Raw genomic sequence first — 10,402 nt, 5'->3', positions numbered from 1 at the left:
AATGTTGGACGCCCAGCGCGAGCCCGTGCGCGCCGTCCGAACAGGCGGCGCACAGTCTGCAGCAGCCGGTGCGTCACCGGAGCATCATTGCGTATCACGACACTGCGCGTGCCGCCAACCACATCCACGCAGGTCAAGCGCGGCATGCCACTACGCATGGACGGCTTCCTCGGTGCCGGTCGGTACGCCGTGCGTCGGCAGGCTCGGTGTAAAGATCAGCGCCGACTGGAAGTGACTTCCGCCGGTTAGGGAGTGGCGCGGGGAATAAATGGGGAGCAGACAGGCGCGCTCGACGGCCGGCTCCAAACAGGACACGCCGACCTGCGGAAGTCTCGTTTCCGCAGGTCGGCGCACTATTGCGTCCTTGGTTCACACTGAAAGGGGTCAAGTCCAACAGAGCCCGCGGCGCGCGCTGCCCCCTGACGACCACCCACACGCTGTCCAAGACCCAGAGTGCGCGGTCAGGCCCCCTCATGGGCAAGCATCTGGGCGAAGCACCATTCCACCCATGGTTGGCAAGCGTCACCCTGCTCCAGGCAACCCGAAAGACGACTCGATGACCAAGCTGCCGGTACGAATCCCCTGGTCAGCCCTGTTCCCATCCTTTGGTAATCCCGCCGGGGGCACTCATCTGATCAAGAGTTTCTGCAGGTCAGCCCTGTTCCCCTCGTGAGGTCGGCATGACCGCAGAAACACAGATCCCCAGGTCAGTCCAGACCCGGTTGGTGCCCCACGCCGCCCTCGTCTTGGAGACCGGCCACACTGATCAGAAGTCACGCCTATTGATGCGCGCACCGGTGGCGCGGGCGAAGCGGTCGTTTCCTGCACGCGCGCGGCTGCTTCCACGCCCCAGACTGCCAGCTGGTTCTCGCCGACCGCCCAGGCCGTTCGCGCACGCGCAGGACTGGGCTGGTCAAGCCGCCGCCATCGACCACGACTACTGCTCATCGGCAATAGCGGACGTTCTCGGCAGGAGCCGGTTTACGCGCGGACGCCGCTCAACGAGAACGTGTTCACACGACGCCATAGAGCTGAAGGTCGTCCCATCGCTCGCAACACGGTGGTCCCACGATCCTGGCAAATGACACTTAGACACGGCGACAGCGATCCCTGATCGATGACACCGTCGAGGCACCTCAAACTTCCTGGCCGGGAACAGCCAAGCATCTGGGACTGGGACGAGGGCACCGGCAGCTTCTATGCTCAGCTCTGGCGCAACGACGCCGTACCCGGAGCCAGCCGGCATCGCCCTGGCAATCGTTAAGCGCACCGAGGCGTGTCGACCGCAGATCTCGTCCTGGTACTGACGGCGCACTCCATGTCGTCAACCTCACCGCTCTCCGACTATCACGAGTTCGTCGTCCAACTTGTGCTTCCATTCGATCTCCACGGTCTCCGATCGGAACGTACGCACGCCGCGACCGACCTTGTGGAGCTTGATGACCATCAGGGTGTCTATTACGAGACGCTGTTTGGCGCGGCTCATCGCCTTCCAGGTGGCCGCGACGTTCTTGGACCGAACGAGCGGGCCGAGGACGTCAACCCGGCCGGCATCGGCCAACTCAGCCTCGATCTCGGTAATCCTCTCCCGCAGGCGACCCGTCATCGCACGCAACTGAGCCGGAGTCACCGTCTCGTCGTCGGCAAACTCGACCGCAATCTGTTCCAGCCGTGTCCTTTTCGTCACCAACTCCTTCCGTAGAGCAGGCGCATCCAGTCTCTTGGTGTCCATCAACAGCTCAACAGCGTCCTTACGCGACATGCGGGCCACCACCAGCTTGCCGATGAACTCCTCCACCGGCTTGGCCAAGCGGTTAACGTGTCGCATCGACTGGCACCGGTAGACCGGTTTCCCGTGCCGCGCGCCACCGCCATGCACCGTCAACCCACACCCCGGCGCCCCGCACAGTGCCACCCCGGTCAGCAACTGCTGCTCAGCCTTCGCCCCCGAGTAGCGCGAAGGATCCTTCAAGAAGTCTTGTACGGCACGGAAAGTCTCCTCAGGCACGATCGGCGGCCACTGTGCGATCGCGACCTCTTCCTTCTTGTATCGGCGAATCCCTGCGTTGCGAGGATTGAGCAACACCAAGCGAACCGTGTCATGTTTCCACTTCGCCGGCGTTCCCCTGGCGCCATGGCGATTGTCCGCCCACTTGGCCTGGCCGCTGTGCAAGCCAGCGTCGTTCCAGTCGCGGGCGATCTGCGCCAGCGGCACTCCGGTCAGCACATCGTTGTACGCCTGATGGACGGCAACCGCCTCTGCGGGGATGATCGTCATCCCGTCCTGTTCGTAACCGAACGGCTTACGTCCGCCGTACCGGCGGCCCTGCTTGGCCGCCTGCTCGGCAGCTCGCTGGTGACGCTCGCCCTTGATCTTGATCTCCCCGCGGGCGATCGCCGCGAGAATGTCGGCCACGATCTGCCCCGCCGCCGAACCCATGTCGATGTCCGAGCCGCGTGCGAAAGCAAGCAGCATCTTGGCCCGCTCACACGATTCATACAGCCACACCTGGTCGGACCGGTTCCGCAGAAGCCTGTCCAGCATCCAAGCAGTCAGGACCCCTAACTCACCCCGCTCCACGCTTTGAAGCATCCGGATGAAGTCAGGACGGTCGCGCTTGCCCGCAGCGGACAGATCGTTGTCCACGAAGACATGCCGACGATCAAGCGCCCAACCACGAGCCCTGAACAGCCCAATCAGGTCCTCGAAGTGGCGATCTATACCAAGCTCGTCACCCTCACGATCCTCGGAGATACGCAGGTACATCCCGCCTTGCAAGGGACCGCGTACCGGGATGCTGGCAAGCACGTCTCGATGACGCTCCAGCAGGCCACGGACCAGGCCGGAATTGTCTGTCTCCCGTTTGCTCCTCACATCAGCTAGACTACGTTTCTAGCGACTCGGAGACAGCGGTCGGCACCACGCCCGGTCACCGCACCCGTATCCAGCCCACGGTCGAGCAGGGCTGTCACTTTGCGGGGCAGAGCGAACTCACGCCGCAGCGACGGCCCCGGCACTTCTGCGTTTGTCGCCCATCCTTGCTCCGCCCATCGCCTTCTGGCACGTTCCCTCGCTTGCCAGACACGAGCACGCACTTGCTCCGTTCGCTCAGGCTCGGAACCATCTACTGTAGACATCGCAGTGAGCGGGCGCATGCGAACTCGAAGATCGACCCGATCCATGAAAGGGCCGGACAACCTCGAGAAGTAGCGACGGCGTGTGTTCGGCGGGCACGAACAGTCCACGTCACGTGGTGGTGCGCACGGACATGGATTGGTTGCAAGCACAAGTTGGAAGCGCGCGGGGTATCGGACCACACCATCCCGCCGAGCCAGCCGAATCTCGCCTTCCTCCATGGCAGTACGCAACGACTCCAGGCGGTCGGGCGCGAACTCACAAGCTTCATCGAGGAAGACCACCCCGCAGTGGGCTCTGCTTATCCCGCCGGGCTTGGCCAGTCCGACACCGCCACCAACAAGGGCAGGCACCGAAGTCGAGTGATGCGGTGCGAAGAATGGTGGAGTTTTGATCAGCGGAGCTTCTGGCTTCAGTAGTCCGGCAATCGAATGAACCGCTGTGACCTCCAGCGACTGCTCGTGCGTCAGCGGGGGAAGAAGTCCGGGCAAGCGCTTGGCGAGCATCGTCTTTCCTGTCCCCGGAGGCCCGACGAGCAGTAGGTGGTGACCTCCGGCTGCGGCGACTTCCAGGGCCCAGCGAGCCTCCGGCTGACCGACAACATCGAACATGTCCGGTGGTTCGTCTTCGGGAAAACATTCCGTTGTCTGCTCTGGCATCCTAAGAGCGTCTTCCTGGCCTCTGAGCCAGTGCAGCACCTCCTTCAGCGTGTTGGCACCGAGCACATCCATGCCGGTCACCAGTGCCGCCTCTGGCAAAGTCGCCGCTGGTACAACGGCCCGTTTCAAGCCTGCGCGACGCGCGGCCAGCAGGCAGGGCAACACACCGCGCACTTCACGGACACGCCCATCGAGCGCAAGCTCGCCGATCAACACCGTCTCGCGAAGCAGCTCCGCAGGAACGGTCTTGGCTGCCGCCAAGATCACGCACGCCATGGCGAGGTCGTAATCCGCACCCCGCTTGGGGATAGCAGCCGGTGAGAGGCCGATGGTGATCTGCTGCTTGGGCCAGTCTTCGCCGCTGTTGCGAACGGCGGCGTGGACTCGGTCCTTGGCTTCGGTGAGGGCGGCGTCGGGCAGGCCGACGAGGACTGTCTTGGGGGTGCCTGCGCCGATGTAGGCTTCCATTTCGATCATTCGGCCCTCCATGCCGAAGAGGGCGACCGACCAGGCTTGAGCCAGGGCCATCAGAATGCGTCCTTCAGGTGCTGGATGCGGGGTTGCCCACCTGGTGGCCAGACGATCGCGATGATGTCGAATCTCAGTTCGCACCACGGGATGCGGTACTGGGAGAGCCAGGTGTGGGTGAGCCTTCGGATGCGTTTGGCCTTGGCTTCGTCGACGGCTTCCGCGGGCAGGCCGAAGCCGGTGCCTGCCCGGGTTTTGACCTCGCAGACCACGAGGCGGGCGCCGTCGGTGAGGATGAGGTCGAGTTCGCCGTCGCGGCAGCGCCAGTTGCGGTCGAGCACGACGAGGCCGGTCTGCTGGAGGTATCTGACGGCCAGGTCTTCGCCGCGGCGGCCGAGGGCGTGCGGGCGGTGGGTTCCCACGTCCGCTGAGCGTGCGTTGGTGGCTGGTGGAGCTGTGGTCGTCATCGTGTCTCCCTGGGCGTCGCGTCCGGATTCGAGAGTGCCGGGGAGACAGGGGGTGGGCCAGAGGGGCGGGGCCGGGCTGTGGACAAGTGGCCGGCTGTGGACAAGTCCGCGTAGATGATCTTGAAAGAGGTTTGTGTGTCGGGGGTGTGTGGTAACGGGTGTTTCACTGCCGCGAAGCCACTACTGTGAGGCGACTGAAGGGAGCCCCGTGAAGCCCGTAGAGGTGCACTACACGATCGAAGGCCCGCAGGACGCCCCCGTGCTCATCCTCTCCGGCTCTGTCGGCAGCAACTCGGACATGTGGCTGGCCCAGCGCGAGGCGCTCGCCGACGAGTACCGGGTGATCAGCTACGACCACCGCGGCCACGGCAAGTCACCTGTGCCGCAGGGCCCGTACCAGATCAGCGATCTGGCGGGCGATGTGCTGGCGTTGATGGACCATCTGCGGATCGAGAAGGCCCACTTCTGCGGAGTGTCGCTCGGCGGCGCGGTGGGCATGTGGCTCGGCCGGTATCACCCGCATCGGGTCGACCAGCTCGTCCTGGCGTGCACCTCGGCGTGGTTCGCGCCCAAGGAGGCGTGGGGCGAGAGGGCCGAGCGGGTACGCGCCGAAGGCATGGAATGGATCGCCGATCTCTCGCTGACCCGGTGGCTGACCAAGGACTTCGACCGGCATGAGGCCGCGGGCCTGCGCGCGATGATCGCCAACACTCCCGCCGACGGCTACGCCAGCTGCTGCGCGGCGCTGGGCGACTGGGATTTCGTCGCCGAACTACCGGGGATCCCCACGCCGACGCTGATCATCGCAGGCGCCGACGACCCCGCCACGCCGCCTGAGCACGCCCGGGAGCTCGCGGCCGGCATTCCGCGCAGCCGTGTGGCCGTGCTGGACGGCGCCGCGCACCTGGCGAACGTGGAACGCCCCATCGAGTTCAACGACCTGCTGCGTGCGCACTTACTCGGCTAGGAACCGAGTCCTTCGTCCGGCAGACGCAGCTCGGGCTTGTCCAGCTCCTCGACGTTCACGTCCTTGAACGTGATCACCCGGACGTTCTTGACGAACCGGGCGGGCCGGTACATGTCCCAGACCCACGCGTCGGACATGCGTACCTCGAAGTACACCTCGCCGTCCGCGTCCCGGATTTGCACGTCGACCGAGTTGGCCAGGTAGAACCGCCGTTCCGTCTCCACCACGTAGGAGAACTGGCCGACGATGTCGCGGTACTCCCGGTAGAGCTGCAGCTCCATCTCGGTCTCGTACTTCTCGAGATCCTCCGCACTCATCCGACCCGAGCTCCTCCTCGTCCTGATTCAGCCCCTTGCCGAGGGGAGCCCCCATTGTGAACCACGTCGGCCGCCGCGACGCTGAGCGCCACCCGGCGCGGCGGGCGCAGGCCATGCTTTATGGCCGCGGACGCCACGTTCGAGTACGACCAACGGTGCACCGTGCTCGGGCCGTGCTCACCTAACGCGGCATGGTGCCGGCCGGTGATGTAGCCCTTGTGCTCGTCGAAACCGTAGACCGGGAGCTCATCGTGCAGCTCACCCATTATCCGGTCCCTGGTCACCTTGGCCAGCACGGACGCGGCTGCGATACACGCCACAGCGAGGTCGCCCTTGATGACCGCCATGGCCGGGGCGGTGAAGCCGCTGACCCGGAACCCGTCGGTCAGCACGTAGCCGGGGTGCAGTTTGAGCCGTGCCACCGACCGGCGCATGCCTTCGAGGTTCGCGTAGCCCACTCCGCGGGAATCCACCTCATCGGGCGGGATCACTACGACCGCATAGTCCAGCGCACGCTTGCGCACCAGGTCGTACATCCGGTCACGGGCGACCGGGGTCATCAGCTTCGAGTCGGTGAGCTCCTCGAACTTCGCGGAGTCGCCGGGCTTCAGCACGCATGACGCGACCACGAGCGGCCCCGCGCACGCGCCCCGGCCGGCTTCGTCGACTCCGACGACCGGTCCGAGGCCGCGACGCTCCAGCGCGCCCTGCATCGCCCAAGTCCCGCCGTCACGCCGAATGGGAACGCGCGGCGGGCGCAGGCTCATGGTGACGGGCACAGTTGTTAAGTCCGATCGGATCCCCGCGCGTTGCGGACGCGCACTGTCACCATCCGGGTTACCCGGCGACCGGCCCACAGCGCCGGCCAGGCCAGCAGCACGCCCGCGCCGAGCGGGATGCCCTGCTGCCACCCAGGAGCGCCGATCGCCTGCGGGTTCGGGTCGCTGATGCCGCCCCAGCGGCCCGGCGGCAGCACGATGACCTGTGCCTTGCCGATCACGTCCGAGATGGGCACGGTGCCTTCGAGCCGGGTGTTGCCCTGCTTACGGGAGTCCGACGAGTTGTTGCGGTTGTCGCCCATCACCCACAGCGCGCCCGGCGGAACCGTCACCGGCTCGAATGCCTGGTCGTTGTTGGGCGCGCCGCCCTCCCAGTACACGTACGGCTCGTTCAGCAACTTGTCGTTGACGTACACACGGCCGTCGGCGTCACCGCGCACGGTCTGCCCAGGAGTCGCGATGACCCGCTTGACGAAGTCCTTCTCGTCAGGCGGGGCAAGGCCGATCACCGAACCCAGCTGCTCGAAAAACCGGACAAAAGCGTTGTCCGAGCGCTCGGTCTGGAATTCGTTCTGCACCCACGGACCCGGGCCCTTGAAGACGATGACGTCGCCGGGGGCCGGGTCGGTGAAGTAATAGGTGACCTTCTCGACCAGGATGCGGTCGCCGTTGCAGCTGGGACACCCGTGCAGCGTCTGCTCCATCGACCCCGATGGGATGACGTACACCCGGGCGAGGAACTGCTGGATCACGAAGACCAGGACAAGAGCGACACCGATGAGGATCGGCAGCTCTTTCCAGAAGGACATCTTCTTCTTTTTGGACTTCTTCGCTGATTCCGACTCCGCTGAGTCACTCTTGTCGCTGGGCCGTCCGCGCCGAGACTCGTAAATACCGGGTTCGGGCTGTTCGGACTTTTGGGATTCCAGCGGACCAGTGACTTCTTCCGGACGTTCGGGATCATCCTCGGGTGCGTTCGAGTGCACGGGATTAACCACGTCGCCAGGTTACGGCAGAAGTGCCTACGAGCGTCACGCGCCCGACGGGGTTTCGCGCTTCTCCTTGATCTTGGCTGCCTTGCCGCGCAGTTCGCGCAGGTAGTACAGCTTCGCCCGGCGGACGTCACCGCGCTTGGCGACCTCGATCTTGGCGACGTTCGGCGAGTGGACCGGGAAAGTCCGCTCCACACCGACACCGTAGGAGATCTTGCGAACGGTGAAGGTCTCGCGGATGCCACCGCCCTGGCGGCGGATCACGACGCCCTGGAACTCCTGGACACGCGAGCGCGAGCCCTCGATGACGCGGACCTGGACCTTCAGCGTGTCGCCCGGCCGGAAGTCCGGGATGTCGGAACGCAGCGACTGGGCGTCCAGTGCATCCAGGGTGTTCATCGGTTTGTCCGTCCTCGTCATCGGGTGCGTTCTTCGTGTCTCCCGGCGGGCACGGCGAAAACCTCGAGCCAGCCTGGGAGGGGGCTTTGCGGCGCGCGTCGGGAACAGAGCCCGACGGCAGCAACCAAGGAAGTATGACAGGTCGTCACGGCGGAGGCGAAATCGCCCCCGCGCGCAACTGATCGAGCAGTGCGCGGTCATGCTTGTCCAGCGCCCCCTCGGGCAGCTGTTCCAGCAGGTCAGGGCGCCGATGGAAGGTCCGCTCCAGCGCCCGGTCGCGGCGCCAGCGGTCGATCGCAGCGTGGTTTCCCGACCGCAGGACGTCCGGCACCGCGAACTCCCGCCACACCTCCGGACGCGTGTAGCTGGGGCCTTCCAGCAGGCCGTCGGAGAACGAGTCCTGCTGGGCGGAGGCCGGATTGCCCAGCACACCCGGCAGCAGCCGGGCGACGGCCTCGACCATCACCATCACGGCAACCTCACCGCCTACCAGGACATAGTCTCCGATGGAGACCTCGTCCACCGGCATCCGCTGGGCGGCGTCGTCGATCACGCGCTGGTCTATGCCCTCGTAGCGGCCACACGCGAAGACAAGCCTCGACTCGGTCGCGTACTGCCTGGCCATCTCCTGATCGAACGGTCTGCCCGCGGGCGTGGGAACGACCAGGCGAGGCGTATCGCCCGCGCACACAGAGTCCAGGGCGTCGCCCCATATCTGCGGCTTCATGACCATGCCAGGGCCACCGCCGTACGGGCTGTCGTCGACGGCTTTGTGCACGTCGTGCGTCCAGTCGCGCAGGTCGTGGACGCGCACGTCGAGCAGCCCACGGTCGATCGCCTTGCCCAGCAAAGCGGCCCGCAAAGGCGTCAGGTACTCCGGGAAAATGGTGACAACGTCGATGCGCATGGCTAGTCCAGCAGGCCCTCAGGGGGATCAAGGACTACGCGGCGGCCCGCGATGTCCACCTCGGGAACGATCTCGCGCACGAACGGCACGAGTACTTCACGCCCCTCAGCCGTGTCCACGGCGAGCAACTCGCCGGCAGGGCTGTGCACGACCTCACGAACTGTGCCGACGGTCGTGCCGTCGACCAGGAAGGCAGCCAGGCCTTCGAGCTCGTGGTCGTAGAACTCGTCTGGATCCTCGTTCGGCGGCAACGAGTCCGTGTCCGCGAGCAGCAGGGCGCCACGCAGCGACTCGGCGGCCGTCCGGTCCGGTACCTCGTCGAACGTGACGAGGAGACGCTCGCCATGCGGCCGCACGGTCGAGAGCGTCAACGGCTTCGAACTGCCGTCGCGAAGCCGCGCGGCCACGACAGAGCCCACAGCGAAGCGCTGGTCAGGCGAGTCTGTGCGCACGTCCACGGCGAGCTCGCCGCGAATCCCGTGCGCCTTGGCCACGCGGCCGACGACGACGTCCATGGCTAGTGGTCGGTATCCACCACGTCCACACGCACCCCACGGCCTCCGATCCCGGCCATGACCGTGCGCAGAGCGGTCGCAGTCCGCCCGCCCCGGCCGATCACCTTGCCGAGATCGTCGGGGTGGACGTGAACCTCGAGAGTGCGGCCACGGCGGGTGGTCACGAGTTCCACCCGGACCTCGTCCGGGTGGTCCACGATGCCGCGCACCAGGTGCTCGAGCGAGTCCGCGAGGAAACTCACGCTTCGTCCTTGGCGCCCTCGTCCGACTTGGCCTCATCGGCCTTGTCGGCCTTCTTGGCGCTCTTCTTCTTCGGCGTGGTGGCCTCGGTCACCGGCTCCTCGCCCGCGGCGGCCAGCGCGGCGGCGAACAGCTCGGCCTTGTCGGCCTTGGGCTCCTTGACCTTCAGGGTGCCCTCGGTGCCCGGCAGGCCCTTGAACTTCTGCCAGTCACCGGTGATCTCGAACAGGTGCTGCACCGGGTCGGTCGGCTGCGCGCCGACACCCAGCCAGTACTGGGCGCGCTCGGAGTCGACCTCGATCAGGCTCGGCTCGTCCTTCGGGTGGTAGCGCCCGATGGTCTCGATGGCCTTGCCGCTACGGCGGGTGCGCGAGTCGGCGACGATGATGCGGTAGTACGGCGACCGGATCTTTCCCAGACGCTGCAGCTTGATCTTGACTGCCACGGGTTGTGGTACTCCTCGACGTTCTGGATGCTCAGGGTGGAACTCGCTCGGCCCGAGTGGGGACGGGGGCGAGGCCCGAATGGCAGCCATGGCGTGGTGAGAGGGTCCAGC

At 65.9% G+C, this 10,402-nt stretch carries 12 protein-coding genes; 1 reads left to right on the top strand and 11 read right to left on the bottom strand.

The window, feature by feature from the left end:
* Nucleotides 1-1,330: 1,330 nt before the first annotated feature.
* The 3 genes from JOF56_RS20690 to JOF56_RS20680 all read right to left on the bottom strand — a co-directional run bounded on the left by JOF56_RS20690 (nucleotide 1,331) and on the right by JOF56_RS20680 (nucleotide 4,730).
* A complete protein-coding gene (locus JOF56_RS20690; RefSeq protein WP_209640667.1) occupies nucleotides 1,331-2,767 on the bottom strand; it encodes a recombinase family protein in 1,437 nt (478 codons plus the stop codon).
* A 113-nt stretch (nucleotides 2,768-2,880) separates the two neighbouring features.
* On the bottom strand, nucleotides 2,881-4,323 hold the full coding sequence (locus JOF56_RS20685; protein WP_209640666.1) for a YifB family Mg chelatase-like AAA ATPase: 1,443 nt from the start codon (nucleotides 4,321-4,323) through the stop codon (nucleotides 2,881-2,883).
* The gene (locus JOF56_RS20680) at nucleotides 4,323-4,730 is read right to left on the bottom strand and encodes a YraN family protein (RefSeq protein ID WP_209640664.1); all 408 of its coding nucleotides are present in this window, start codon (nucleotides 4,728-4,730) and stop codon (nucleotides 4,323-4,325) included. The genes JOF56_RS20685 and JOF56_RS20680 overlap by 1 nt, the downstream gene beginning before the upstream one ends.
* A 208-nt stretch (nucleotides 4,731-4,938) precedes the next feature.
* Between JOF56_RS20680 and pcaD the strand changes: the two genes are divergently transcribed.
* On the top strand, nucleotides 4,939-5,697 hold the full coding sequence (gene pcaD / locus JOF56_RS20675) for a 3-oxoadipate enol-lactonase (RefSeq protein ID WP_209640662.1): 759 nt from the start codon (nucleotides 4,939-4,941) through the stop codon (nucleotides 5,695-5,697).
* Here pcaD and JOF56_RS20670 read toward each other — a convergent pair.
* From JOF56_RS20670 to rpsP, 8 genes are all read right to left on the bottom strand, one after another.
* The gene (locus tag JOF56_RS20670) at nucleotides 5,694-6,014 is read right to left on the bottom strand and encodes a DUF2469 domain-containing protein (protein WP_033391514.1); all 321 of its coding nucleotides are present in this window, start codon (nucleotides 6,012-6,014) and stop codon (nucleotides 5,694-5,696) included. The genes pcaD and JOF56_RS20670 overlap by 4 nt on opposite strands.
* Nucleotides 6,011-6,781 (bottom strand): ribonuclease HII, encoded by a 771-nt coding sequence (locus JOF56_RS20665; RefSeq protein ID WP_209640660.1) that lies wholly within the window; start codon nucleotides 6,779-6,781, stop codon nucleotides 6,011-6,013. Before JOF56_RS20665 ends, JOF56_RS20670 begins: the two co-directional genes overlap by 4 nt.
* A gap of 17 nt (nucleotides 6,782-6,798) precedes the next feature.
* Entirely contained in the window at nucleotides 6,799-7,791 is a 993-nt protein-coding gene (gene lepB, locus JOF56_RS20660; RefSeq protein ID WP_209640658.1) for a signal peptidase I, read from the bottom strand.
* Nucleotides 7,792-7,824: 33 nt separating this feature from the next.
* Complete coding sequence (gene rplS / locus JOF56_RS20655) at nucleotides 7,825-8,184, bottom strand: 50S ribosomal protein L19 (protein WP_209640656.1); 360 nt, start codon at nucleotides 8,182-8,184, stop codon at nucleotides 7,825-7,827.
* A 145-nt stretch (nucleotides 8,185-8,329) separates the two neighbouring features.
* Nucleotides 8,330-9,091, bottom strand: a complete 762-nt coding sequence (trmD, locus tag JOF56_RS20650) for a tRNA (guanosine(37)-N1)-methyltransferase TrmD (protein WP_209640654.1) — start codon at nucleotides 9,089-9,091, stop codon at nucleotides 8,330-8,332.
* A gap of 2 nt (nucleotides 9,092-9,093) precedes the next feature.
* Nucleotides 9,094-9,606, bottom strand: a complete 513-nt coding sequence (gene rimM, locus JOF56_RS20645; RefSeq protein WP_209640651.1) for a ribosome maturation factor RimM — start codon at nucleotides 9,604-9,606, stop codon at nucleotides 9,094-9,096.
* Nucleotides 9,607-9,608: 2 nt separating this feature from the next.
* Complete coding sequence (locus JOF56_RS20640) at nucleotides 9,609-9,848, bottom strand: RNA-binding protein (RefSeq protein ID WP_033391510.1); 240 nt, start codon at nucleotides 9,846-9,848, stop codon at nucleotides 9,609-9,611.
* Entirely contained in the window at nucleotides 9,845-10,291 is a 447-nt protein-coding gene (gene rpsP, locus JOF56_RS20635) for a 30S ribosomal protein S16 (RefSeq protein WP_209640650.1), read from the bottom strand. Before rpsP ends, JOF56_RS20640 begins: the two co-directional genes overlap by 4 nt.
* Nucleotides 10,292-10,402 lie beyond the last annotated feature (111 nt).

This window comes from Kibdelosporangium banguiense (genome assembly GCF_017876405.1).
GTDB classification, from domain to species: Bacteria; Actinomycetota; Actinomycetes; order Mycobacteriales; family Pseudonocardiaceae; genus Kibdelosporangium; species Kibdelosporangium banguiense.
Note: the sequence above shows the minus strand (reverse complement) of the source record. Positions and strands in the feature narration are given on the sequence as shown.

What these genes read in the sequence shown, in the direction of transcription:
- JOF56_RS20690 (WP_209640667.1), bottom strand. Translation starts at nt 2,767, where the DNA reads ATGTACCTGCGTATCTCCGAGGATCGTGAGGGTGACGAGCTTGGTATA.
- JOF56_RS20680 (WP_209640664.1), bottom strand. Translation starts at nt 4,730, where the DNA reads ATGACGACCACAGCTCCACCAGCCACCAACGCACGCTCAGCGGACGTG.
- rimM (WP_209640651.1), bottom strand. Translation starts at nt 9,606, where the DNA reads ATGGACGTCGTCGTCGGCCGCGTGGCCAAGGCGCACGGGATTCGCGGC.
- trmD (WP_209640654.1), bottom strand. Translation starts at nt 9,091, where the DNA reads ATGCGCATCGACGTTGTCACCATTTTCCCGGAGTACCTGACGCCTTTG.
- JOF56_RS20665 (WP_209640660.1), bottom strand. Translation starts at nt 6,781, where the DNA reads ATGAGCCTGCGCCCGCCGCGCGTTCCCATTCGGCGTGACGGCGGGACT.
- JOF56_RS20670 (WP_033391514.1), bottom strand. Translation starts at nt 6,014, where the DNA reads ATGAGTGCGGAGGATCTCGAGAAGTACGAGACCGAGATGGAGCTGCAG.
- rplS (WP_209640656.1), bottom strand. Translation starts at nt 8,184, where the DNA reads ATGAACACCCTGGATGCACTGGACGCCCAGTCGCTGCGTTCCGACATC.
- JOF56_RS20685 (WP_209640666.1), bottom strand. Translation starts at nt 4,323, where the DNA reads ATGGCCCTGGCTCAAGCCTGGTCGGTCGCCCTCTTCGGCATGGAGGGC.